The organism is Pseudomonas sp. MM227, from assembly GCF_947090715.1.
Lineage (GTDB): Bacteria > Pseudomonadota > Gammaproteobacteria > Pseudomonadales > Pseudomonadaceae > Aquipseudomonas > Aquipseudomonas baltica.
The window spans coordinates 182,012-206,753 of the sequence record NZ_OX352319.1 but is presented as its reverse complement, the minus strand read 5'-3'; the positions used below and the strand labels follow the sequence as shown (position 1 = coordinate 206,753).

At 63.6% G+C, this 24,742-nt stretch carries 22 protein-coding genes and 2 pseudogenes; 15 read left to right on the top strand and 9 right to left on the bottom strand.

Features of this window, described 5'->3' with window-relative positions:
- Positions 1–73 precede the first annotated feature (73 nt).
- From ONG87_RS00890 to ONG87_RS00880, 3 genes and pseudogenes are all read left to right on the top strand, one after another.
- Complete coding sequence (locus ONG87_RS00890) at positions 74–349, top strand: hypothetical protein (protein WP_122480593.1); 276 nt, start codon at positions 74–76, stop codon at positions 347–349.
- 173 nt (positions 350–522) lie between these two features.
- On the top strand, positions 523–801 hold the full coding sequence (locus ONG87_RS00885; RefSeq protein WP_122480594.1) for a type II toxin-antitoxin system RelE/ParE family toxin: 279 nt from the start codon (positions 523–525) through the stop codon (positions 799–801).
- A 13-nt stretch (positions 802–814) separates the two neighbouring features.
- Positions 815–1,093: pseudogene (locus ONG87_RS00880) on the top strand (HigA family addiction module antitoxin); the annotation flags it as partial.
- On the opposite strand, the pseudogene ONG87_RS00875 reads toward ONG87_RS00880, so the two are convergent.
- Positions 1,087–1,161 (bottom strand): annotated as a pseudogene (locus tag ONG87_RS00875) (hypothetical protein); the annotation flags it as partial. The pseudogenes ONG87_RS00880 and ONG87_RS00875 overlap by 7 nt on opposite strands.
- Before the next feature lie 96 nt (positions 1,162–1,257).
- Here ONG87_RS00875 and ONG87_RS00870 point away from each other — a divergent pair.
- From ONG87_RS00870 to ONG87_RS00860, 3 genes are read left to right on the top strand one after another with little or no spacing between them, the layout of a single operon-like run.
- Positions 1,258–2,631, top strand: a complete 1,374-nt coding sequence (locus ONG87_RS00870; protein WP_264382047.1) for a CHASE2 domain-containing protein — start codon at positions 1,258–1,260, stop codon at positions 2,629–2,631.
- Positions 2,628–2,987, top strand: a complete 360-nt coding sequence (locus ONG87_RS00865; protein ID WP_264382046.1) for a hypothetical protein — start codon at positions 2,628–2,630, stop codon at positions 2,985–2,987. Before ONG87_RS00870 ends, ONG87_RS00865 begins: the two co-directional genes overlap by 4 nt.
- Complete coding sequence (locus tag ONG87_RS00860) at positions 2,984–4,576, top strand: M48 family metallopeptidase (protein ID WP_264382045.1); 1,593 nt, start codon at positions 2,984–2,986, stop codon at positions 4,574–4,576. Before ONG87_RS00865 ends, ONG87_RS00860 begins: the two co-directional genes overlap by 4 nt.
- 14 nt (positions 4,577–4,590) lie before the next feature.
- Here the strand turns inward: ONG87_RS00860 and ONG87_RS00855 are convergent, their stop codons facing one another.
- Complete coding sequence (locus tag ONG87_RS00855; RefSeq protein ID WP_192137507.1) at positions 4,591–5,217, bottom strand: glutathione S-transferase family protein; 627 nt, start codon at positions 5,215–5,217, stop codon at positions 4,591–4,593.
- A gap of 291 nt (positions 5,218–5,508) precedes the next feature.
- On the opposite strand from ONG87_RS00855, the gene ONG87_RS00850 reads away from it, so the two are divergent.
- The 8 genes from ONG87_RS00850 (at position 5,509) to ONG87_RS00815 (ending at position 14,391) form a co-directional block, all read left to right on the top strand.
- Positions 5,509–6,561, top strand: a complete 1,053-nt coding sequence (locus ONG87_RS00850) for an ABC transporter substrate-binding protein (RefSeq protein WP_264382044.1) — start codon at positions 5,509–5,511, stop codon at positions 6,559–6,561.
- A gap of 304 nt (positions 6,562–6,865) precedes the next feature.
- A complete protein-coding gene (locus tag ONG87_RS00845; protein ID WP_122801315.1) occupies positions 6,866–7,786 on the top strand; it encodes an ABC transporter permease in 921 nt (306 codons plus the stop codon).
- Positions 7,786–8,583 carry an ABC transporter permease gene (locus ONG87_RS00840; protein ID WP_122480602.1) on the top strand — a complete coding sequence of 266 codons (798 nt, stop codon included), beginning with the start codon at positions 7,786–7,788 and terminating at the stop codon, positions 8,581–8,583. The genes ONG87_RS00845 and ONG87_RS00840 overlap by 1 nt, the downstream gene beginning before the upstream one ends.
- A gap of 137 nt (positions 8,584–8,720) precedes the next feature.
- Entirely contained in the window at positions 8,721–10,181 is a 1,461-nt protein-coding gene (locus tag ONG87_RS00835; RefSeq protein WP_264382043.1) for an NAD-dependent succinate-semialdehyde dehydrogenase, read from the top strand.
- A gap of 180 nt (positions 10,182–10,361) precedes the next feature.
- Positions 10,362–11,450 carry an ABC transporter ATP-binding protein gene (locus tag ONG87_RS00830; RefSeq protein WP_192056596.1) on the top strand — a complete coding sequence of 363 codons (1,089 nt, stop codon included), beginning with the start codon at positions 10,362–10,364 and terminating at the stop codon, positions 11,448–11,450.
- Between the two features lie 215 nt (positions 11,451–11,665).
- Positions 11,666–12,958 (top strand): 4-aminobutyrate--2-oxoglutarate transaminase, encoded by a 1,293-nt coding sequence (gene gabT / locus ONG87_RS00825; protein ID WP_264382042.1) that lies wholly within the window; start codon positions 11,666–11,668, stop codon positions 12,956–12,958.
- A 216-nt stretch (positions 12,959–13,174) separates the two neighbouring features.
- A complete protein-coding gene (locus tag ONG87_RS00820) occupies positions 13,175–13,861 on the top strand; it encodes a hypothetical protein (RefSeq protein WP_264382041.1) in 687 nt (228 codons plus the stop codon).
- Between the two features lie 38 nt (positions 13,862–13,899).
- A complete protein-coding gene (locus ONG87_RS00815) occupies positions 13,900–14,391 on the top strand; it encodes an Lrp/AsnC family transcriptional regulator (RefSeq protein ID WP_043191751.1) in 492 nt (163 codons plus the stop codon).
- A gap of 105 nt (positions 14,392–14,496) precedes the next feature.
- On the opposite strand, the gene ONG87_RS00810 is transcribed toward ONG87_RS00815, so the two are convergent.
- The 4 genes from ONG87_RS00810 to ONG87_RS00795 all read right to left on the bottom strand — a co-directional run bounded on the left by ONG87_RS00810 (position 14,497) and on the right by ONG87_RS00795 (position 18,363).
- The gene (locus tag ONG87_RS00810; protein WP_264382040.1) at positions 14,497–15,207 is read right to left on the bottom strand and encodes a cupin domain-containing protein; all 711 of its coding nucleotides are present in this window, start codon (positions 15,205–15,207) and stop codon (positions 14,497–14,499) included.
- Positions 15,208–15,240: 33 nt separating this feature from the next.
- On the bottom strand, positions 15,241–16,524 hold the full coding sequence (locus tag ONG87_RS00805; protein WP_264382039.1) for an FAD-binding oxidoreductase: 1,284 nt from the start codon (positions 16,522–16,524) through the stop codon (positions 15,241–15,243).
- A 47-nt stretch (positions 16,525–16,571) separates the two neighbouring features.
- Positions 16,572–17,276: an HAD-IA family hydrolase gene (locus tag ONG87_RS00800; RefSeq protein ID WP_122480608.1), complete on the bottom strand. Its 705-nt coding sequence runs from the start codon at positions 17,274–17,276 to the stop codon at positions 16,572–16,574.
- 139 nt (positions 17,277–17,415) lie between these two features.
- Positions 17,416–18,363, bottom strand: a complete 948-nt coding sequence (locus ONG87_RS00795) for a LysR family transcriptional regulator (RefSeq protein WP_185794845.1) — start codon at positions 18,361–18,363, stop codon at positions 17,416–17,418.
- A 738-nt stretch (positions 18,364–19,101) separates the two neighbouring features.
- Here ONG87_RS00795 and ONG87_RS00790 point away from each other — a divergent pair.
- Positions 19,102–20,529, top strand: a complete 1,428-nt coding sequence (locus ONG87_RS00790) for an aldehyde dehydrogenase family protein (RefSeq protein ID WP_264382038.1) — start codon at positions 19,102–19,104, stop codon at positions 20,527–20,529.
- A 218-nt stretch (positions 20,530–20,747) separates the two neighbouring features.
- On the opposite strand, the gene ONG87_RS00785 is transcribed toward ONG87_RS00790, so the two are convergent.
- The 3 genes from ONG87_RS00785 to ONG87_RS00775 all read right to left on the bottom strand — a co-directional run bounded on the left by ONG87_RS00785 (position 20,748) and on the right by ONG87_RS00775 (position 24,670).
- Complete coding sequence (locus ONG87_RS00785; protein ID WP_192137502.1) at positions 20,748–22,421, bottom strand: GMC family oxidoreductase; 1,674 nt, start codon at positions 22,419–22,421, stop codon at positions 20,748–20,750.
- Between the two features lie 13 nt (positions 22,422–22,434).
- Positions 22,435–23,472 carry an ABC transporter substrate-binding protein gene (locus ONG87_RS00780; RefSeq protein ID WP_264382037.1) on the bottom strand — a complete coding sequence of 346 codons (1,038 nt, stop codon included), beginning with the start codon at positions 23,470–23,472 and terminating at the stop codon, positions 22,435–22,437.
- A gap of 283 nt (positions 23,473–23,755) precedes the next feature.
- On the bottom strand, positions 23,756–24,670 hold the full coding sequence (locus ONG87_RS00775) for a LysR substrate-binding domain-containing protein (protein WP_192137501.1): 915 nt from the start codon (positions 24,668–24,670) through the stop codon (positions 23,756–23,758).
- Positions 24,671–24,742 lie beyond the last annotated feature (72 nt).

Below are 24,742 nucleotides of genomic sequence, written 5' to 3'. Positions count from 1 at the left end.
ACGGGATTGGCGGTGAACCAATCGCCGTGCGCCGGTTTCAAAGGGGTTCACTCCGAACAATGGTTGCACCTCCATGCCTAAGAAACTTTCCCTCGCTCTGCTGATGATTTCCGCCCTGGGCCTGGCGGCCTGTGACAAGACGTCCGAAGACCATGTGCAGAAAGCCAACGAGCACACCGAAGCCGCCGCCCAGAAGCAAGCCGAAGGCAAGCCTGCGCAAGCCGCCGAGGAAAAAGCCGAAGCCGCCGAAGAACACGACAAGGCCCGCGAAAAGCGCGTGACCGAAGACCGCCACCAGGCGCTGTCCTCGGACGTACCGGACGAGATCAAGGCGCCCGAGAAGAAGTAAATCGCAACGCGATCGGCCCAGGCCCCGCCAGTGATGGACGGGGCTTTTTTGTACCGGGCGCTTGGCTCCAGACCACATTTGGAAACAGCCGGGTGTTCGAAGACCTCTCACAATGTCGTTACTCTGAGATGCCGATACGCAGGAAGCGTGATCGTTTACATCACGGAATAAGCATGATAAAAAGCTTTCGACACAAGGGCCTGAAGGCTTTCTTCGAAACCGGATCAACCAAGGGTATCTGCGCTGATCATGCCAAACGCCTTGCTCGCATCTTGCCGATTCTGGAGCGCGCCATTGATGCTGGCGATGTCGACATGCCTGGGTGGAGGCTACATCCACTCAAGGGTGATCTCGTGACGTATTGGTCGGTAACGGTGAGCGGCAACTGGCGGCTGATCTTTCGCTTCGAGGACGGCAACGTCGAACTGCTCGATTACCTCGACTATCACTAAGGATTAATGCGCCATGCCTATGCACAACCCTCCTCATCCCGGCGAAGCGTTGCTGGAAGATGTACTTCCGGCCCTGGACATCAAGATCGCGGAGTTCGCCCGGCGCTTGGGCTATGCCCGGGAAACCCTTTCACGGATCTTGCACGGTCATGCCCCCATCAGCCCGGACCTGGCCGTTCGCCTGGAGCGTGCTGGAATCGGCAAAGCACGCACCTGGCTGGCCGTTCAGGCTGATTGGGATCTATGGCAGGCAGAGCACCGCGAGCAACCGCTGATCGAGCCGTTTGCCGCTTCGAACAGGGCCTCGACGAACGCGCGGTAGGTCTTGGGGTTTTCGTCGCGGAATTTCTCGGCGGCGTATTCATTGCTACGCGGCTCAGCCTGCCATCGCCTTGACATCATCTGTCCAATTCCTTTACAAAGCCGACACACAGGGATTCGCTGATCAGGCCACGGATGAAGGCTAACTATTTTCGATTCTGGCTGGGGCAGGTGCTGCTCGGCCTGTTCATAGGCTGCATCGCACTGCTGGACCCCTTCGGGCTTTCCAGCTCCAGTGACGCTGCGTCTTCGCAGTGGATCAATCGCATCGCCGCCAGCAGCTACCCGGACACTGGGCAGCAGCAGGTGGTCGTCGTGCTGATCGACGACGCCTACCTCATGCGCAACGCCACCTTCTGGCCCCTGCCCTATGCGCAGCAAAGCCAGCTATTCAGGCGTCTGTTGGCCTACAAACCGCGGGCGGTCTTCGTGGACTTGATGTACAGCCACGACCACTCACTCAATGATGCCGACAACGGCAGCCAACTGCTGGTCAATGTTTTCGAGCGCTATCGAGAACAGGGCATCTCGCTTCTGTTGGCCAACACCGGCGAGACGCGCGGTGTCGACGGTCAGGCCAACGCTTTGGCGCCGCTGGACCAGATGAGCCGTCGTGCACTGGTGAAGTGGAGCGATGTCGGCGACCGATACCCGTTGGCCGTCGAGACGTCGCAGGGGCTGATCGAAACGCCAGCGCTGGGCCTGTACCGCGAGTTTTGTCGCGACCGCGAATGTACCGGGCTGCCTGTCGATGCAGCCCAGGCAGCGCAACGCGCACCCATCGCGCTGCGCTGGGGAAGGACACTGTCACCCCTGCAATCGCTGGCCACCTCGGTGGCGGAATGCTCGGTAGCGGGCAACACCTGGTATGCCCAGTTATGGCAGGCGATCTTCTGGAAGTTCGGCGACAGCGGCCAGGCCACTTGTGCCTATACCCTCACCCTCAAGGCCAGCGCCCTGGAAGCCAATTCGCCCGAGGACCGTGCGCTCTTGCGGCAGTTGCTCAGCGACAAACTGGTGCTGGTGGGGGCTCAGATCACCTCGGCCGGCGACCTTACCCAAACGCCGGTGCACGGCCTGCTGCCAGGGGTGTACCTGCACGCCATGGCGCTGGACAACCTGGTGACCTACCACGATGCGTATCAACGCGATCCGGACAGTTATTTCTGGCTGTCGATCAGTTGGCTGGACCTGGTGCAACTGGGTTTCGTCATCGTCATCGTCGGTCTGCGTGCCTGGTATCGACGGCGCCGCCATCGTCGCGCCAAAGCGTGGCGCGCCCCCCTGTTCAGTTGGGCCATCGTCCAGGCAGCACTGGCCGTGCTGTGCTGGGGACTGTGGCAAAACAACATCAGCCCGGCCAATGTCCTGGCCATTGCCGTGTTGTCGATTTCAATCATTTCAGTGCCGATCAGCCTGTTTGCCAAGCGGCGATGGCGATCGCTCGTGCGTTATTTCGCCCAGCGCAGGCGCGCTCGTATTTCACTTGTAGAAGGAACTCAAGGATGACCCGAATCACGTTTTTGCTGTTGGCAGCGCTGTGCAGCCCGAGTGTGTTGGCCACCACCGTCGACGCCTATGAAGCCGATCCGCTGACATTGCTCGACGAGCATGGCAAATCTCAGGGCAGGTTGCCTGTGAAGGATGCACCCAAGCCGCCGTTGCAGGTGTTGACCACCCACCCGAATCTGGATCAGGTACAGGTCGAGCTTGGCGGACGCAAAGTCTGGCTGGACACCATGGACCTGCGTTTGAGCGAAGGCAAGATCGTTACCACGCCTTGCGAAAGCCTGCCCATCAGCCAGAAGGCCGACACCCGGAACGCTTCGACCATCGGCTTCGGTTCTGGCTGCAGCAAACCATGAGCGCCGGGATCGTGAGGGACCGGGCCTTGCACACCAGCCTTTGCGCCTTGGCCTGCCTGCTGCTCGGTGGTTGCGGCACGCTCAAGGGTGCAGATGCTGCATTCATGAACCTGGTAGGGCCTTCTACCCAATCCCAGGTCAAAGGACGCTATCTGGACACGGCGGATGTACGCCAGTACTACAGGCTCGACCCGCAACGGGTCAGCGCACAGCGCCTGAGCTATGACGGCATGGCGGTCCCGGCCGGGGAAATTCGCCAGCACAATGTGGTGCTCATTCCACCTTTGCAGACGTACCTGCAAGGCATCGTCGGCAGGCTCGGCAAAGGTTGGCCAGGCGAGTTGCCCGCTCTGCAGGTGAAGGTCATCGACAGCTACGGTTTCGGGCCATCGGCCGACCCGTACGGCAATCTGTTCGTCCCCTTGGGCATGCTCGACAACGTCCAGAGCGAGGACGAGATCGCGGCGATGCTGGGGCACGAAATGAGCCACGTACTGCTGCACCATCATGATCGACGGGCAGCGTTCCAGCAGCAGAATGCTGTGCTGAGCAACGTGGCAACCTCGGTGGTGCTCGCGACCATGATCGCTGACACCGGAGTGAACCGTAGCTCGGGCAGCTTGAAGTTCATCAGCAAGGACCCGCAGGGCATGCAGAAAACCGTGGGCAATACGGTGCTGTATACGGCCTTGGTGAACAGCTTCTCGGAAAACATCTGGAGCACGGCCTGGGGCCGCAGCCAAGAGGACCAGGCCGATCTGCTGGGTGCCGACTTGATGATCAAGGCCGGCTATGCTCCGCGCGCCGCCAGCCACAGCCTGCAGCGCCTGAGCGATTTCCAGGGCAAGCAGAAGTCCTTGCTCGGCAGCTTTGCCACGCAGCGAAAGGAAGCCATGCAGGCGTCGTTGCAGAACCTGCAGGTCGATCGCTTGGTCAAGGAGGTGGAAGTCACCTTGAATCAAGGGCTGGCCACCGGCATCACTGCCGCAGGCCAGTATTTCCAGCGCTCGCACATGTCGCCGCTGGACCGCGATACCGAACTGCGCCAGTACCTGCAACGCCAGTACGATGGGCAACGACGTGCGCCGGTCAATGCCGATGACTGGCAGCGATTGCGGGCCTCTGGCGCGGTCGCACCGTCGCTGCAAGCCTACAAGGACGCCTATGCGGCGACCGTGGCACTTGAACAAAAGAAACTGCGCGAAGCGCAGCTGTTCAGCGACCGGGCGCTGACGTCTGCGGTACGCGACCAGCCCGGCATCCGTCGAGCCGCCTTCAGTGTCGACATGGCGCAGGGCAAACGCCGCGAAGCGCTGATCGAGTTGCAGTCGATCAAAGACTGGTCACTGGCCAGCCCTGAGCTGTATGACTTGATGATCGCTCACCATCTGCGCAACGACGATCCACGCGCAGCCCTGGCGCTGATTGCCCAAGCGGAAAGGACACTGGGCTCCGAAGAGCTTTTCATCACCGAGAAGCTGGCCGCCAACCAACGGCTCAAGGACGACGCACAGGTCAAGCTACTGGCGCGCAAGTGCGCGCAGTACCCGACGCGCAAGGACGGTTGCAAGAAACTGCTACCGGCCTGAGGCGCGTCGCGTGTTCACTTGGCGAACTTGTACTCGCCGCCCTGTTCCAGCGCTTTTTGATACGCGGGCCGTGCCTGCAGGCGCTCGACCCAGGCAGCCAGGTGCGGGTAGGCGTCCAGCTTGCCCTGGGCTTTGGCCAACTCGCCGACGAAGCTCATCTGCACGTCGGCGCCGGTCAGTTCTTCACCCACCAGGTAAGGCGTCAAGCTGAGGGCGGTATTCAGGTAGCCCAGGTAGTTGTCCAGTTCGGATTCGATGCGCGGATGCAGCGGCGCGCCGGCTTCGCCCAGACGGCCGACGTACAGATTGAGCATCAACGGCAGCATGGCCGAGCCTTCGGCGAAGTGCAGCCACTGCACGTACTCGTCGTAGGTGGCACTGGCCGGGTCAGGCTGCAGGGCGCCTTGGCCGTGACGACGGATCAGGTAATCGACGATGGCGCCGGACTCGATGATGGTGTGCGGGCCGTCCTGAATCATCGGCGATTTGCCCAACGGATGGACGGCCTTGAGTTCGGCTGGCGCGAGGTTGGTCTTGGTGTCGCGTTCATAACGCTTGATCTCGTAAGGCACGCCGAGCTCTTCCAGCAGCCAGATGATGCGTTGCGAGCGTGAATTGTTCAGGTGGTGAACGGTGATCATGACGAAGACCTTCTGTAGGGGCAGGTTAAGAGCAGACCCGGCCTGATCTGCAGAGTGCAAAAAATCCCTGCGCGGGGAGCGCGCTCTTCACTCATCTCGATAGCTTCCTGTGGGCAAAACAGTTCCTGCTGCGCCACTCGGTGTTTTCGCAATAAAACGCTTCGACGGCGCCGATTTGTGGCCGCTTGCGCGCAGCCCCTGGCGGTAGATTGGACAGCAGCGGTCCAGCAGAACGACCGAGCGACAACAACCAGCTCGCCTCCCACCTGCCAACCTTCAGGAGTCCCGTACATGACACCGACGCCACTGCGCGCATTCAAGTTCGCAAGCCTTGCACTGCTGGTCGGCGCCTTCGGGCAGGCTTGGGCAGAAGACATCACCTTCGTATCGCAGGGCGGTGCCTACCAGGAGGCACAGAGCAAGGCCATCCTCGAACCGGCGGCCAAGAAGCTCGGCCTGACCCTCAAGCAGGACAGCTCGCCCAAGGCCTACCCGATCATCAAGACCCAGGTCGAAAGCGGCAAGGTCAGTTGGGACGTGGTCGACCTGCCCACCGGCGATTGCCTTCGCGGCGAGGCCGAGGGCCTGTTCGAAAAGCTCGACCCAGCCCTGGTGCCGAACGCTGCGCAGCTTCCGGCGGCGCTCAAGGACGACTACACCGTCGGCTACATCAGCTACTCCACCGTGCTGGCCTATCGCACCGATGCCTTCAAGGGCGACAACGTACCCAAGACCTGGGCGGATTTCTGGGACACGAAGAAATTTCCGGGGCAGCGCTCGCTGCGCAACCTGCCGCGCCCTACCCTCGAGATTGCCTTGATGGCAGACGGCGTGGCGCCTGACAAGCTGTACCCGCTGGACGTGGAGCGGGCCTTCAAGAAGCTCGAGGAAATCAAGCCGCACATTGCCACCTGGTGGACGTCCGGCGGGCAGTCGGCGCAGTTGATCAGTGACGGCGAGGTGGACATGATCCAGGCCTGGAACGGTCGCATCACGGCAGTGCAGGCCGACGGTGCGCCGGTAGCCTTCGACTACAACCAGGGCGTGCTGGAGACCAACTCGCTGTGCGTGCTCAAGGGCACGTCGCACCGGACGGCAGCGATGAAGTTCGTCAACGAGGCCATCGACGCCAAGCTGCAGGCGGCGCTGCCGATGATCATCGACTACGGCCCGCTGAACCCCGAGGCGTTCAAGACCGGCACCATTCCTGCCGAACGCGCGACCAAGCTGCCGTCTTCGCCCGAAAACATCTCGCGTCAGGCGCTGCTGTCGGCCAAGTGGTGGGCGTCGCAGGAAGGGGTGAAGGCCGAAGAGCGCTGGCTGGCCTTTGTGCAGAAAAAGTAGGCGTGCCAGGGCGGGCCTCTTCGCGGGCAGAGCCCCGCTCCCACAGAAGTATGCCTGAAGCCTGCCTCTGAAATGGGGCACCTGAGCGCTGCCTTTGTGGGAGCGGGTCTCTGCCCGCGAAGGGGCCAACGCAGTTGCTGCTGTCGCCCACCCTCAATACGAAACAAACCACTCCGGCGCAGGCCTTTTAAGCCCGTTTCGTTCTTGGCTGAGTCGGTACATTGAACCTTGAGGGTCGCCATGACCGACCAACAACAAGCTGCTTGCGCTGGTTCACCGGCGCTCGGCCGTGAGGAATCGTTCCATGTCCAACGCCTATCTCGCCAAATCCATGCCTGACGCCCACAGCGAGCCGCCTGCAAGCAATGCCGATGCCCTGGCGCGCGAGGAACGTCGGGAGAACACCTCGATGTTGCTGCTGCTCGCCCCGGCGCTGTTCATGGTGGTGGTGCTGTTGATCCTGCCGATGTGCTGGCTGGCGTTCCAGTCGGTACAGACCGAAGACGGCTTTTCGCTGGCCAACTACGCGCGCATCTTCGAAGAACGCATCTACTGGGATACGTTCTACCTGACGTTCAAGATCAGCCTGATCGTGACCCTGCTGTCCATCGTCATGGGCTTCCCGATAGCCTACGCCGCCTCGCGCCTGCAGGGCTTCTGGGCCAACCTGATTCTGATCTGCGTGATCCTGCCGTTCTGGACCAGCGTGCTGGTGCGCTCCTACGCCTGGCTGGTGTTGCTGCAGCGGCGCGGGGTGGTCAACCAGACGCTGCTGGACATGGGCATCATCGACCAACCGCTGAACATGATGCACAACACCACCGGCACGGTGATCGGCACTCTGCACGTGATGTTGCCGTTCATGGTGCTGCCGCTGTATTCGGTGATGAAGAAGATTCCCCAGGACCTGATGCAGGCTTCCGAAAGCCTGGGCGCCAAACCCTTCTACACCTTTCGCCGGGTGTTCCTGCCGATGGCGGCGCCGGGTGTGATGGCCGGTTCCATCCTGGTTTTCGTGATCTGCCTGGGCTTCTTCATCACCCCTGAACTGCTGGGCGGCGGTCGCACCATCCTGGTGTCGATGCTGGTGCAGCGCAACGTCGAGCTTTATCACGCCTGGGGCGCCGCCAGTGCGGTGGGCCTGGTGCTGCTGTTCGTGGTGTTCCTGATCTTCTGGGGCATCAACCGCTTCATCCCCATCGAACGCATCCTGGGAGCACGCTGATGAATACGCTTGCCTACCTGCGCCAGCTACGCCTGTCGCATGTGCTGTTCACCGTGCTGGTCGCGGCGATTCTGCTGTACCTGATCATCCCGGTGCTGATCGTGGTGCCGATGTCGTTCTCCGAGGCGCGCTTCCTGCAGTTCCCACCCAAGGAGTGGTCGCTGCGCTGGTATGAAGCCTTCTTCCACAGCGCCGAATGGATGTCGGCGGCGCGGGTCAGCCTGATCACCGCCGTAGTGACCACTGCAGTGAGCCTGCCCATCGGCATGGCCGCGGCCTACGCCATCAACAACTCGAGCCTGAAGGTCATCCGCACCCTGCAGATAGTGTTGCTGCTGCCCATGATGGTGCCGATCATCCTGATCGCGGCGGGGGTGTTCTTCGTCTACGCGCGGGTGGGGCTGATCAGCTCGCTGACCGGCCTGGTACTGGCGCACATCATGCTGGCCCTGCCCTACGTGATCATTGCCCTGCTCGCCGGGCTGCGTAATTTCGACATGTCGCAGGAGATGGTCGCGCGCAGCCTGGGCATGAACCGCTTTCGCGCGTTCATGGCGGTGACCTTGCCGCAGATCAAGCCCAGCGTGGTCTCGGCAACCTTGTTCGCGTTCATTACTTCGCTGGATGAGACGGTGGTAGCGCTGTTCATTTCCGGGGGTGACAACCAGACCCTGACCAAGCGCATGTTCACTGCACTGCGCGACGAAATCGACCCGACGATTGCGGCGATCAGTTCGATCCTGATTCTGGCGTCGCTGATTCTGGTGGTGGTGGCCGGGCGCAACAAGCAGGGGTAACACCCCCCAGCACAGCCTGCCGCCACTCCACCGCAATTCAGCATCCGCGCCGCGTCGCGTGCCCCATCTCGGCATCGCCCGCTGCGTGGACATTTCTACACTAGGTCCATCGTTCGGACTGCAAAGGCACCTTGATCATGTTGAAGCATTCACTGCGTGACCCTTCCCTGCTCGTCGAGCGCGCCTACGCCAATGGCCAGTGGATCACCGCCGATGACGGCGCCACCCTTGCCGTGACCAATCCTGCCGATGGCAGCGTGATCGCCAACGTACCGGCCTTGCAGGCGGCCGAAACCCGGCGCGCCATTGCCGCCGCCGAGGCCTGTTTCGTCACCTGGCGCGAAGTGCCTGCGGCCGAGCGCGCCAAATTGCTGGAGAAGTGGTACCAACTGATCCTGGACAACCAGGAAGACCTGGCCTTGATCATGACCGCCGAACAGGGCAAACCCCTGGGCGAGTCGCGCGGTGAAATTGCCTACGGTGCGAGCTTCGTCAAATGGTTCGCCGAGGAAGCGCGGCGCATCTATGGCGACACCATTCCTTCACCCGCCGCCGACCGCCGCATCCTGGTACTCAAGCAGCCGATCGGCGTGGTCGCGGCGATCACCCCATGGAATTTCCCCAACGCCATGATCACCCGCAAGTGCGCACCGGCCCTGGCCGCCGGTTGCCCGGTGCTGGTCAAGCCGTCGGAGATGACCCCGCTGTCGGCCCTGGCCCTGGCGGTGTTGGCCGAACGCGCAGGCATTCCGGCCGGGGTGTTCAACGTGCTCACCGGCCTGCCGGCAGGCGTGGGCGGCGAGATGACCAGCAACCCGGCCGTGCGCAAGCTGTCGTTCACCGGTTCCACCCGCGTCGGCCAGCTGTTGATGAGCCAGTGCGCCACGACCATCAAGCGCCTGAGCCTGGAGCTGGGCGGCAACGCGCCGTTCATCGTGTTCGATGACGCCGACCTGGACCTGGCCATTGCCGGCGTCATGCAGAGCAAATTCCGCAACGCCGGGCAGACCTGCGTGTGTGCCAACCGCATTCTGGTGCAGGACGGCATCTACCAACGTTTCGCCGAACGCCTGAAGGCGGCGGTGGCCGAGCTGAAGGTTGGCGACGGTCTGGCCGAGGGTGTGACCATCGGCCCGTTGATCAACGCCGCGGCAGTCGACAAGGTGGCCCGCCACATCAGCGATGCCGTGGAGAAAGGCGCTACCGTTGCCATTGGTGGGTTGCCGCAAAACGATGGCCTGTACGTGCAGCCCACGGTGTTGCTGGACGCCCACGCCGACATGCTGCTGGCCGGCGAGGAAACCTTCGGCCCCGTGGCGCCGCTGTTCCGCTTCCACACTGAGGACGAAGCGCTGACGCTGGCCAATGCCACGCCCTATGGCCTGGGGGCCTATTACTTTACTCAGGACATGCGCCGCGCCTGGCGCGTGGGCGAGCGTCTTGAGTTCGGCATGGTCGGCTTGAACACCGGGATCATCTCCATGGAAGTGGCGCCCTTCGGCGGCGTGAAGCAATCGGGCACCGGCCGCGAGGGATCCAAGTATGGCCTGGACGAATTCCTTGAAGTGAAGGCCTGGCACATCGGTGGGTTGGGTTGATCTGTGTCGGGCATCGGCATCGCATGACGGCCCTGACGCGGCTCGCGCCGCTGCTACAGAAGATCGCATTCCCTTGTCGATCGCATTCTCCTGTAGCAGCGGCGCGAGCCGCGTCGGCGGGCAGCGCGGATTGTCAGGTAACCCATGACCACCTATTCAGCATTTTCTGGAGCACCACAGATGAATTTCACTGAAGGTTTCGAATCGGTCAGCGTCAACCAGGTCAGCAAGCACTACGGCAGCCTCAAGGCGCTGGACAACGTCAATCTCAAAGTGGAAGCCGGCGAGTTCATGTCGCTGCTGGGGCCCTCGGGTTCGGGCAAGACCACCTTGCTGAGCATTCTGGGTGGCTTCATACGGGTGAGCTCCGGCAATATCCTGTTCGGCGAGCGCAACGTCACCCTGATGCCGCCGCACAAGCGCGAAATCGGCGTGGTCTTCCAGAATTACGCGCTGTTCCCGCACATGACCGTGGGCGAGAACGTGGCCTTCCCGTTGCGTGCCCGCGGCGAAAGCGCGGGCAAGAGCCGGGAGCGGGTCAAACAGGCCCTGGCCACGGTGGAACTGAGTGGCTACGAAGAGCGCTCGATTGCCGCGCTTTCCGGCGGCCAGCGTCAGCGTGTGGCGCTGGCCCGAGCCATCGTTTTCGAACCCAAGCTGATCTTGATGGACGAGCCGCTGTCGGCGCTGGACAAGCAGCTGCGCGAGACCATGCAGATCGAACTGCGCGCCCTGCACAAGCGCCTGGGCGCGACCATGATCTACGTCACCCACGACCAGCGTGAAGCGCTGACCATGAGCGACCGCATCGCCATCATGCGCGGCGGGCAATTGGTTCAGGTCGACACGCCACGCCGCCTGCACGACCACCCTTCGGACGACTTCGTCGCCAGCTTCATCGGCGAAAGCACCTTGGTGCCGCTGCAACGCAGCGCGAACAACGGTTTGACCCTGGGCTCCACGGCCCTGCGCACCACGCGCCCGGTGCCCGCTACGGGCGATGTATTCCTGGCGCTGCAAGCGGAAAAGCTGCTGCTGGACAGCGCCAGCGCCGGGCCTGAATGGAACCGTCTGAGCGGGCGCGTCGCAGACATCGTCTTTCAGGGCGAAAGCTTGAAGGTCTTCGTCGATCTGGACGGTGGGCCCACCGTCAGCCTGCGCCAGCCAAGCCACCACGAAGGCAACCTGAGCCTGCCGCCGATCGGCTCGCCGATGCTGATGCGCCTGCATCCGGAAGACACCATCGTGGTGCCGCGCGCCGGGGTTTGAAGAGGTCAGTGCAGGCCCCTTCGCAGGCAGAGGGCCCGCCGCCCGCGAAGAGGCCAGCACTGACACCCCACCACCCAAACAACCGAATCTACCGCCCCACCCGCAAAAAAAAACGCAAACACCCCAGCGCAACCCGCAACTTCGGTGCTTGTGATTTGCGCCACTCCTTATCCTGATCACATCACCCGCCACGCTCGGCGCTCACGGAGATCGAGATGAATTCTGCACTGACCGAAAATCAACGCCTGCTGGCCCTGCGCGAACAACACGTGCCCCGTGGCATCGCCACCGCGCACCCGATAGTGGCCGCGCGCGCCCAGGGTGCCGAGCTGTGGGATGTGGACAACAAGCGCTATCTGGATTTTGTCGGCGGCATCGGCGTGCTCAACGTTGGCCACAATCACCCGGCCGTGGTCGAGGCGGTGCGTCAGCAGGTGGGCAAGGTGTCCCATGTCAGCTTCCAGGTGGCGGCCTACGAGACCTACATCGACGTGGCGGCGCGGCTCAATGCCCTGATCGGCGGGGAAGAGCATTACAAAACGGTGCTGTTCACTTCCGGCGCCGAAGCGGTGGAAAACGCCATCAAGATCGCCCGCGGCTACACCCAGCGGCCTGCGGTGATTTCGTTTCGCGGAGGGTTCCACGGACGCACCCTGTTGGGGGTGACCTTGACCGGCATGAGCCAGCCCTACAAACAGAATTTCGGCCCGTTCCCGGCGGAGATCTATCACGCCAGCTACCCCAATGCCTATCGCGGCATCAGCAGCGACGACGCCCTGGCGCAGTTGCACGAGCTGTTTGCCAGCGACGTGGCGCCGGATCGGGTCGCGGCGATCCTGATCGAACCGGTGCAGGGCGACGGTGGTTTCCTGGCCGCGCCGGTCGAGTTTCTCCAGGCGCTGCGCGCGCTGTGCACGCAGCATGGCATTGTGTTGATCGCCGATGAAATCCAGGCTGGATTCGGCCGCACCGGGAAAATGTTCGGTTTCCAGCATGCGGGTATCCAGCCGGATCTGGTCACGGTGGCCAAGTCTCTGGCCGGTGGCATGCCACTGTCGGGGGTGGTGGGCCGAGCCGAGATCATGGATGCGCCGACGCCCGGTGGGTTGGGCGGCACCTACGGTGGCAACGCCGTGGCCTGTGCGGCGGCGCTGGCGGTGCTGGACCTGTTCGAGCACGAAGACCTGCTGGCGCAGGGCGAGCAGCGCGCGGTGCAGTTGCGCGAGGGCTTGCTGGAGCTGCAGCAACGCTATCCGCGCATCGGTGATGTGCGAGGCCTGGGCTTCATGCTGGCCATCGAGATGGTCAAGGACGATGCCGGGCACAGCGCCGACGCCGATCTGGCCCAGCGGGTCATCGACCAAGCGCGGCAGGCGGGGTTGCTGGTGATCAAGTGTGGGCTGTATCGCAACGTGGTTCGCTTCCTCGCGCCGCTGGTGACCAGCGCCGAGCAGGTGGCAGAAGCCTTGCAGATGCTCGACAAGGCATTGGCAAAAGCCGGGGCCTGACTGTGGGAGCGGGGCGGGCGGCGCGCTCTTCGCGGCCACGGACCGCTCCTACAGGGATCAGGTCCAAACGTAGGAGCGGTCAGCGGCCGCGAAGAATGCGCCGCGGTACACCTGGCACACTGCGGCGCGCTGTTCGCGGCCACGGACCGCTCCTACGGTGGAAAAGCTGTAGGAGTCTGCAGGGAAGCCCTTCATACCGTCGCTCAGGAGCAATCCATGAAAGTCACACAGTACAAGGCCCTGGGGTTCTCCTATGCCACCCTGGTCGACCGTGAACGGGGCATTCTCGAAGGCCTGCGACCCTTGTCGGTGCAGAGCGAGACTCCCGGCAGTGACGCGCAACTGCTGACGGCCTACCGCGCCATCGCCCAGGAGCTCGGCCAGGCGGGCGGCAACCCCAGTGCCAGTGCGTTCCACGGCCAGCTGTACCAGCGCATGGCGCACCGATTGCATGTGATTCCCGGCTGGGATGAAAGTGTGGCTTTCGGTAGCTCGTCGGCCCATTGGCCGATCTTCGAAGACGCCCCCGGCGCCCTGCAGTACCTGAGCAAGTTCTACCGGTTGATACTGATCGCCCCACCCCACGGCATCGATGTCGGCGCCCTGACCCAACGCTTGCCGGTGGCATTCGATGCGGTCATCGAACCTTGCAACGATGACTGGCACAGCAGCCTCGCCATCGAGCTGCAGCGCCTGGGCCTGGAGCGCTCGCAGTTGCTGCCGGTGCGCAGTACCGAAACGGATGACCCCTGGAACCTGCGCGTGGATTTTCCGGTGTGTACCCTGCACCGTGACCACCGCCAGCCATGGAATCTTTCGCCCCAGGCTCTGGACGGCAAGCGCTGTGAATACGCCAGCCTTGCGGACCTCGCCCATGCCCATCAAACGGCATTGCACGCCTGAGGCCCACGTTCATGCTTTGACTTGACGAGGTCCACCCCATGGATGCTGCAACGAAACTGGATCGCATCGACATCAATATTTTGGTGCAGCTGCAGAAGGACGGGCGCATGACCAACGTCAGCCTCGCCGAAGCCGTTGGCCTGTCCCCCAGCCCCTGCCTGCAACGGGTCAAACGCCTTGAGTCGGCGGGCTACATCAGTGGCTATGAAGCGCACGTCAATCTGGCCAAGTTCGCCAGCTCCGTCACGGTGTTCACCGAGGTGACCCTGTCGGACCACAAACGCGCCGATTTCGTGAAGTTCGAATCGAGCATCCGCAACATCGACGAGGTGCTCGAATGCCATTTGATCAGCGGTGGGTATGACTACCTGGTGCGGTTCCTGTGCAGCAGCATCCAGCACTACCAGGAGCTGATGGAGTCGATCCTCGACAAGAACATCGGTATCGACAAGTATTTCAGCTACATCGTCATCAAGAGCCCGGTGCTCAAGAGCGCTGTGCCGTTGCGCAGTTTGGTGCGCGCGGTTTGATTCACGCACCGCGGTGACCCCGGACGCGGCTTGCGCCGCTGCTACAGGCCGATGTTCACGTCCGCCCACCCTACATCCCATGCCGCGTCCGGCCGTTACGCCGTCTCAACTCAATATGCAAAACACCTTGCGCACCGTCTGCTCGCTGGACCAGGCATTGGTCGCCCCCGCCGGCACCACCACGACCTCGCCGGCGCTGACCGTACAGGCGTCGCCCTGCTCGGGCGTCAAGGTCACTGCGCCTTCCAGAATGAACATCAGCTCGCTGTAGCCTGGCTGCACCTGCTTGCGCGCGTAGGCCTCGCACTGCCACAGACCGATGCGCAAGTTGGCCGCGCTGAACAGCGTTGCGCTCCAGGCTTTCGGAGCCGGGGTCAGCAGCACCGTTGCCGACGGCGGCTCGCTGGGCGGCAGCGGTTGAGCGAAGTCGATCTTCAGCGGCGTGCGAGGCATGTCATGGCTCGGCGGCAAGCCGGGAAAAGCCATGAACAGACGGCGCAACTGCCCGCGATGCTGCCAGCGCACCGCCACGCCACGAGGCACCACGAAACAATCCCCAGCCTTCAGGCGCAGGTCGAAGCCCTCGCCCTGCAGGGTCAGCTCGCCGGCCTCCACAATCCCCAGTTCGACCCAGGGAAAATCATCGATCGACAAATTGGCGCCGACGCTAATCGAGGCGCCCACCGCGTAGCCCGTGTGGGGGTCATGGAAATGCACGGTACGGCCGGCCGCCAGGGGGTCGTCCTGCAACGCAAAGGCGGCGACGGGTAGACGGCGTTCGATGGCGGGCTGTGAATAATGCAGGATCGGGGGCATAGGTCTCGTCTTGGCAATGAAGAAGTTCGCGGCTCAGCGGCCGATGGCATCCAGCAGTTGTTGCCAACCTGCCGCCAAGCGTACACCCGGCGCGCGAAAGGCATGCAGGGGAATGGGTTTGAACGTGTCGCCCGCCAGCAGGCCCAGTTGCACCGGTTCGCCCGCGGTCATGGCTGCCAGTTGCTTGCCCATGTAAGTGGACATCGCCACGCCACCGCCGTTGTAGCCGATGGCATAGAAGCTGCGCGCGTCCAGTTGACCTGCATGGGGCAGGTAATCGAGGGTCATGGCCACCAGCCCAGACCAGCGAAACGCCACGGGCTGGTCGCGCAGGACCGGAAACACCACGCCCATGCTGCGTTGCAGGGTGGCGAAGGCGCTGTCCGAATCGTCTTTGCCGAACGCCCCGCGGCCGCCGAAGATCAACCGGTCGCCGACCACCCGGAACCAGCGCAGCATGCGTTTGGTGTCGCCACAGACCTGGCCGCCGGGCATCAGCGTGGCCAATACGTCGGCCGACAGTGGTGCAGTGGCAATGATTGCGCTACGAAAGGGGATAAGTCGTCGGTGCAGAGTATCGGTCGCGGCGCTCTGGTCGGAATAGCCGTTGGTGGCATACACCACCTGTCTGGCACTGACCCGCCCCTGGGGCGTCTGCACGATGACCCGGTCGCCTTCCTGGCGAACCTGCAACGCCGGGCTGTTGATGAACATTTTCACGCCGCGCTCGTTCAGGCTGTGAGCCATGCCCCGGGCATAGTTGAGCGGGTGAATGCCGCCCGCCTTCGGCGTCAGCAGCCCGCCGTGAAAAAGGGTCGAGCCGGTCATTTCCCGCACCTGCGCCGCGTCGATCATGCGCGACGACTCGCCGCCGGTTTCGCGCTTGATCCAGTCAGCGGTGTTGCGCAGTCCGTTCAAGGCAAGTTCGTTGTGGGCCGCGGCAATGTGCCCACCCATGTGCAACTGCGCGCCCTCGATGCCCAGGCTGTCGATCATTTCCACCAGGCTGTCCACGGCGGCATAACCGGTGCGGTACATGTGCAGAGCGGTGTCGCGATCGAAGCGCTGCATCAGGGCAGGAAAGCCGACGCGAAACTTGGGCGACACCACGCCGCCGTTACGGCCACTGGCGCCCCAGGCCAGGGTATTGGCTTCCAGAATCAATGGCTCGCGGCCGCTCAGGGCAATGTGGTGAGCCGCAGACAGCCCGGTGTAGCCGGCACCGACGATCACCACGTCGCACTGCCGCTCGCCCTGCAATGCTTGCAGGGCCGGGGCCGGTCGGGCGGTGGCCGCCCATAAACTCTTCGCAGTCATAGCCGGTTTCCACCAGAAGGCGGCGCTCGGAGCAAGCGCCGCTGTTGTCAGCCCAGTTCCTGTTCGACCGCGTCGGCCAGTTGCGCCAACGAGGTGAAATGGTAGTGCGGCTTGGTGTGCTCGGATTCCAGGGTGCCGCCGCTGCCCTTCTGCGCGTGGCGACGTTCGATCCAGCAGGTCTGGTAGCCCAGGCGCATGGCCACGCCAATGTCGTGGTACTGGCTCTGCGCAACGTGGAGAATCTCTTCGAAGACGATGCCCTGCGTGGCCAGCACCCCACGGGTGTAGGCGAAAAACTGCGGATCGGGCTTCTCGAAACGCACGTCATCGACGGTCACGCGCACATCGAACGGCTCGTCGAGGGTCTTGGCCATGTGGTTCAAGGCCCAGATCTGCGAGTTGGTGGTGGCCACCAGTTTGAAGTGCTTGTGCAGACGCTTGAGCGCCTCGATCGAGTCGGGGAAGGCCGGGAAGTTTTCCACCGCCAACGCCAGGCCGCGGGCGTATTCGTCGCTGTCCGGCAAGCCGAGCTGGCGCGCGATCAAGTGATAGCAGCGCTCCAGGTCATCCGGCCACCAGCCCGAATCGGGCATCGCGCGGGCATCGCGGTAGGCCTTCAGAATGTCGTCGTCGCTGCACGCCTTGCCCGCTTCGCCAGCCACTTCGCGCACATGGTTGAGAATGCCGGCTTCGAAATCGATCAGGGTGCCGACGACATCGAACGTCAGGGCTTTGAACTGCTTGAATGACATAGGGCGCTCCGCATGATGAACCAGGGGAAGGTGCAAGGTGTGGTTCAATTATCAGCCGGGTGAATCGCCATATGTTCTGTTTTGTCCTTACCTCAGGGCATAACCTACTGTTTTTCCCGCGATGGCGGCATACCTGTGTTCATGACGCCTCCGCGATCTTCCGTGCCAGGCATAACTGTGGGTAAAGCGCGTCGACGCGCACGATGTCGGCCTGCATTTCTTCGATGATCCACTGGCGCACGCTTTCCACGATAGGGCGGCTCGGACGGTTGGCCGGTGTCACCAGGCAGCAGTGCCGGGCACTGACCGTGACCTCGTCACCCACCGGCAGCAACTGCCCGTTGGCCAGGCAGTGCGAGACCACGTTGAGCCAACCCAGGGCCATGCCCTGGCCAAGCAGGGCGGCCTGCACCACCACCGCATAATCGGAGAACACCAGGGCATTGTCTGCGCGTCCACCCTGGTCGAAAGGCGTCGCCCAGGTACGGTCCTGGTTGTCCATGTGGATCAGCGCAGGCATTGCATTCTTGCCCTTGCCGCTCGGTACGCCGGCACGGTACTGCGGGCTGCAGACGGGCAGGGTGATCTCCGGTAGAACCAGGCTGTCTGCGGCTTTGACGCTGCCGGCGTCGAGGTAGCGCATGCCCAGGTCGACATCCATCAACGGCCCGCCGATGCGCCCGGACATGAGCTGGTAACGCATGTCCACCGCGGGAAAGCGCTCGCTGAAACGGCTCATGCGCGGCATCAGCCAGTGTGTGGTGAACGCGGTGGACACCGACAGGGTGATGGTTTCCATGCCGGTAGCGCGGGCCGAGATTTCGCCGATGGCCGACTCGATGGTGTCGAAACCTTCCTGGACCCGGCGGTAAAGAAGGGTCCCGCTTTCGGTGAGCCGCGCACCGCCACGAACGCGTTCGAACAACTGCACCCCAAGGTGCTCTTCCAGGCGCGAGAGCATGCGGCTCACGGCGGGCTGGCTGACGCACAGTTCGTCGGCCGCACGGGTGAAACTGCCGCAACGGGCGGCTGCCTCGAAAACGAACAAGGAGCCGGAGCTGGGCAGTTTTCTGCGAAGGTTGGACATGACCTGAGTTTATGCCTGGGAAAACTATTAGTAAATTGCCCTGACAGGAAAACCGTTCCTATTCTGACGGCACGTAACCCCTTTTCCCTGCGGCGCTGGCGGCAAATCCGGTGTGCCTGACCGACCGCGGTGAACCCGGACGCGGCTCGCGCCGCTGCTACAGGGGATCGCGGGGTGCTTGTAGCAGCGGCGCGAGCCGCGTCGGCGGCATATGCGGTACGCCTGACCGACCGCGGCGGACCTGGACGCGGCTTGCGCCGCTGCTACAGGGGATCGCGGGGTGCTTGTAGCAGCGGCGCGAGCCGCGTCGGCGGCATATGCGGTACGCCTGAGCGACCGCGGTGAACCCGGACGCGGCTCGCGCCGCTGCTACAGGGGATCGCGGGGTGCCTGTAGCAGCGGCGCGAGCCGCGTCGGCGGCATATGCGGTACGCCTGACCGACCGCGGCGGACCTGGACGCGGCTTGCGCCGCTGCTACAGGGGATCGCGGGGTGCCTGTAGCAGCGGCGCGAGCCGCGTCGGCGGTATATGCGGTACGCCTGAACGACCGCAGCGAACCCGGACGCGGCTTGCGCCGCTGCTACAGTGGATCGCGGAGTGCCTGTAGCAGCGGCGCGAGCCGCGTCGGCGGCGTATGCGCTGTGTCTGACCGACCGCTACGAACCTGGACGCGGCTTGCGCCGCTGCTACAGGAACGCAGGCGCATCGGCCTTTTTTATCACTGTGGAGAGCGAATTTTGGACAACGCGTTGAAGTTCTATATAGACGGCCGATGGGTCGAGCCTTCAGGCGCGCGGCGCCTGGCGGTGATCAATCCGGCCAGCGAGCAGGCGTTTACCGAAATCGCCTTGGGTGAACAGGCCGATGTCGATGCGGCGGTCGCGGCGGCGCGACGCGCCTTTACCGAATTTGCCTTTACGACCCCGGCCGAACGCAAGGCGCTGCTCGAACGGATTCTCGAGTCGTTCATGGCCCGCTACGACGACATCGCCGCTGCCATCATGCAGGAAGTCGGCGCGCCCAAAGCTCTGGCCCACGACTGGCAGGCCGGTATCGGCAAGCGTCACCTGGAGCAGATGCTGCGCACCCTGGACAGCTTCGAGTTCCGCACCCGGCGCGGCACCACGCTGATCAACCAGGAGCCAGTCGGCGTGGTGGCCTTGATCACGCCCTGGAACTGGCCGATCAATCAGATCGCCTGCAAGGTGGCACCGGCACTGGCCGCCGGCTGCACCCTGGTGCTCAAGCCCAGCGAGATCGCGCCGATCAACGCCATCATTTTTGCCGAAGTGCTGCACAGCGCCGGAGTGCCGGCGGGCGTGTTCAACCTGATCAATGGTGACGGGCCTGGCGTGGGCGCAGCGCTGGCCAGTCACCCCGACGTGGACATGGTGTCGTTCACCGGCTCCACCCGGGCCGGCGTGGAGGTGGCGCGGCTGGCCGCACCGACGGTCAAGCGGGTGCACCAGGAACTGGGCGGCAAGTCGGCCAATATCCTGCTCGACGATGTGGACCTGCACGCAGCGGTGACGGCAGGGGTCAACGGGTGTTTCGGCAACAGTGGCCAGTCCTGCAACGCGCCCACACGGATGCTGGTACCCGCCGCGCTGCACGACCAGGCAGTGGCGATCGCTCGCGCGGCGGCATCGGCCCATCGAGTCGGCGCGCCCGACGACCCGTCCACGACCCTGGGCCCGGTGATCAGTGACCGGCAATACCAGGCAATCCAGCGGATGATCGCCATCGGCATCGAGGAAGGGGCGCAGTTGGTGTGTGGCGGTCTGGGCCGGCCGGCCGGGCTGGACCTCGGGTATTACGTGCAGCCAACGATCTTTGCCGGGGTGGATGCACAGATGACGATTGCCCGTGAGGAAATCTTCGGCCCGGTGTTGGTGATCCAGCCCTATACCGATGAACAGCACGCGGTACGCATGGCCAACGACAGTGTGTTCGGCCTGGCCGCGTACGTGCAGTCAGCCAGCCTTGCGCGGGCACGCCAGGTGGCTCTGCAGATGCGCGCCGGCAGCGTCTACATCAACTATCCCAGCTGGGACGCAGCGGCGCCGTTCGGTGGCTACAAGCAATCGGGCAATGGCCGCGAATACGCCGAATGGGGGTTGGAGGCGTTTCTAGAGGTGAAGGGTATCGTGGGTTGGGGTACCTGACACACCGCAGCGCGCCCTTCGCGGCCAAGGACCGCTCCTACCGTTGACCGGCAACCCGTAGGGGCATCCATCGGCCGCGAACCAGACGCCGCGGCCTTCCTGAAACACCGCAGCGCGCCCTTTGCGGCCGATGACCGCTCCTACCGTTGACCGGCCACCCGTAGGAGCGGTCATTGGCCGCGAACCAGACGCCGCGGTCTGCCTGGAGGAACGCGGCCTCACCCCGCCTTGATCAGATCGGCGATACGCTCGGCCATCATGATGGTCGGCACATTGGTGTTGGCGCATGGAATCGACGGCATCAACGACGCATCGCACACCCGCAATCCCGTTACCCCGATCACCCGCCCGTCACTCGAGGTCACTGCCTGGGGATCCTCCGCGCGGCCCATGCGGCATGTGCCTGACGGATGCCAGGTGCCGCCCACATTGGCGCGCACGAACGCCGTCAGTGCCTTGTCGTCGGCCAGCAACTTTTCCAGGGTCACACCTTGGGTCACCAGGCCTCGCACCAACAGCCCGCGCAAGGGGCCGGCGATGTCCAGCAGCACGCTCAACAGCCCACGCTGCAGGGCATTGAAACGGCCAGGCATCGCTACCTTGGCCACCCGCGGCGAGTAGCTGGATGGAAACACCACACTGCGCAGACCGCCCAGCCCCGGTGCCGACAGCGTCTCGGCACCCATGCGCAGGGCCTGCTTCAACCGCTGCAGGTCACGGGCTTCGGACAGCATCGAGAAACTGACCTCGGGCTCCTGCAACGGATCCAGCGACGTCACCTGCACCCGCCCTCGCGAGTAGGACTTGTTGACCCAGAAAAACATCGTGCCCAGCCGGTAGCCCACCGAGTGCCAGCCGGAACGCGACAGGATCGCACCGTGCATGTCACCCGGCACCGTGCCCGGCAACCCGGATGAAAAGCGCACGATGGCCTGCTCGTGATGCTCGTCGACGTGAGGTGTTCGTCCCTGCGCCGTCAGCAGCGCCGACACGGCAATCGACGGATGCTCCATGAGATTGCCACCCACGCCCGGCCGGTCGGCCACCAGCGGCACGCCCAGATCGAGCAATTGGTCCAGCGGGCCAACGCCACTGCGGATCAACAACGCAGGGCTGTGAATCGCCCCGGCGCAGACGATCACCTCCCCGGCAAACACTTCCTCGGCCACGCCGGCCTGGCCCAGCAGACGCGCGCCCACCGCCTGGGTGCCGCGGAACAGCACGCGGTCCACTACACACTCCGTGCGCAGGGTCAGGTTGGGGCGGGCACGCACCTCGTCGGTGAGATAGCACACCGACACCGGAATCCGTTCACCCTGCTCGCTGACACCGATGGCACCCACGTAGACGCCATCCTGCCACTGCCCATTCTGGTCCGGGCGGGTGGGCAGGCCACGAGTCGCCAATACGCCCATGACCGCTTTCACGAAGGGCGACAGAAAGGCCGGCGCCGTACGCCGGATCCGTATCGGTCCGTCGCTGCCGTGCAGCGGCCCGCTGAAATCGCAGTCGGTTTCGAGTTTGCGAAAGTACGGCAGGCAGTTTTCCCAGCTCCAGCCTTCGGCACCGAGCCGCCCCCACTCGTCGTAGTCATCCGGCGCCCCGCGGTTGGTCATCAGCGCATTGATCGCCGATCCGCCGCCGAGCAGGCGCGCCTGCTCATAGCGACGGCTGCCCTGGGTGGACATGCGTGCGGTCAGGCGCTGCCAGATGTTGCGCCCATCCAGATAGGCACGTCCGGGGTAGCGACTGGCGATGGCCGCGGGCATCTTGCCCGGCGCAATGTCACGCCCGGCTTCCACCAGGCACACGCGCTTGCTGGGGTCTTCGGACAGCCGCGCGGCGAGCACGCACCCCGCGCTGCCGCCGCCGAGAATCAGATAGTCGATCACGCTTGCGGCCGCCTTACTGGACGAATTTCAACCAGCGGTCCTTGGCGGCAATACCGTCAGCCGACGACCACCACTCTTCGGACATCAGCGCCTGCTTGGCGGCGTTCTCCGGCGAGCTTGGGAGTTCCTTGCCCCGTTCGGCGCTGAGCTTGCCAGTAGCGAACGCGGCGGGGTTGCCAGGGCCGTAATCGATGTACTTGGGCAGGTCGGCCTGCAGATCGGGCGACACTGCGGTGTCGACGAACTTGACCGCCTGGGCCAGGTTCGGCGCGTTCTTGAGAATGCACAGCTGGGTGTTCTGCAAGATGCCGTCGTTGTAGGTGAAGTCGACATCGGCGTTGTCTTTCTTCACCGCGCCCACGCGGCCATTCCAGATCATCAGCATGTCCACTTCGCCGTCGTTGAGCAGTTGCGCCGACTGCCCGCCCGAACTCCACCACACGGCAATGTCCGGCTTGATCTGGGCCAGGCGCTTGTAGGCACGATCGACGTCCAGCGGGTAGAGCTTGTCGCGCGGCACGCCGTCGGAAATCAGCGCCGCTTCCAGGGTGCCCATGGGGTCGTTGCGCAATGCGCGGGTGCCGGGGAAGTCCTTGACGTTCCAGAAGTCGGCCCAGCTTTGCGGTACTTTCTTCAGGCTCTTGGTGTTGTAGCCCAGTACCGAGGAATAGAACTCGTAGGCCACCGAGTAAGGCGTGCGATAGGCCTCGGGCATGCCCTTGACGTTAGGCATTTTCGCCAGGTCCAACGGTTCGATCAGGCCTTCGCGGCCGCCACGGATACAGTTCGAAGGCGGGGTGTCGATCACGTCCCACACCGGCTTGCCGGTTTCGCCCTGGGCCTTGACCATGGGCCAGGCGTCCGGAACGCTGTCCTGCTTGATGGTGATGCCAAGCAACCTGGCGGCGGGGTCGAGGATGGCCTTGGTCTGCGCCTCCTGATACACGCCACCTTGGGACACGAAGGTAATCTGCTCGGCCTGGGCGCTGGTGGAACACGCCATGGCCACGTACAACAGGGATAGGACAGAACCGAAAGACAAGGTTTTCATGGCAAATCATCCTGGGGGTAGATTAATTCGGCAGCGACAAAAACCTCGACGGGTAGCCCATGTTTGCACCGGTTCTGTATTTTTGTTTGACCGAGCGGGACCGCTGGAAGGTACAAGAGGCGAAGCCTGCGCGACAATGCACCATTAGTCAGTACCACCATGATTTCAGGTTATCTATACCCACCCCGGCACGCCTACCCTGTAGCAGCGGCGCGAGCCGCGTCACCAACGCCGCGGTACATCTGACCCACCGCGTCGAGGCCGGACGCGGCTCGCGCCGCTGCTACAGGTCACCGACCGCAAACGGCAATCGTTGGCCCAGCGCCTCGCGCAGGTAATGCACGAATGCGGTGATGCGCTGGGGCGTATGGCGCCGTTGCTGGTACATCGCAAACACGTCGGCCTGCGGTGCCTGATGATCGGTCAGCAGTGCCTGCAGCCGGCCACTTGCCAAATGGGCCTGCACGTCCCAGCGCGACCTCAAAATCAAACCGTGGCCGTCCAGCGCCCACCCCAGCGCCACCTCGCCATCATTGCTCGACAGCGTCCCGGTCACCTTGTGCGCGTAGTCCTGGCCATCCTTGCGAAAGCGCCAGATGGCGTAATCACTGCCGAACTGACGCAGCACGATGCAGTTGTGGGCGGCCAGATCGGCCACCCGGGTGGGCGCAGGCATGTCTTCAAGGTATCTCGGTGATGCGCACAGCACGCGCGGATTTTCCAGCAGGCGCACGGCGATGAGCCGCGAATCGGGCGGCTCGCCCATGAACACGCCGAGGTCGAACTGATCATCGAGCAGGCTCATGGGCTGGCTGCTCAGTTCCAGGGATACTTCCAGTTCGGGATGCAGGCGCGCGAACGCCGAGATCACCTGAGCCAGATGCCGTCGGCCGAAGCCCAGGGTGGCGTTGATCCGCAGTCGCCCGTGCAGGGTCGGTTGACGCGTGCCCAGCGCGCTTTCCAGTTCATCGAGCTGACGCAGGATCGGCCGCCCGCCTTCCAGATACAGCACACCTTCGGGCGTCAGCGACAAGCGTCGCGTGGTGCGTTGCAGCAACTGCACGCCCAGGCGCTGTTCCAGTTGGCTCAGCCGTTTGCTCACCGCTGGCAGCGACAGGCCAAGATGGCGGGCCACCTCAGTCAGGCTGGCGCGGGTGGCCACCTGCTGAAAGAAGCTCAGGTCATCGATCATGCTCATGGATTCTTTACCTGAATCTAAGAATGGCTTAACCGCCAGGCCAATTATTAATCCGCACACCCTGATTACACT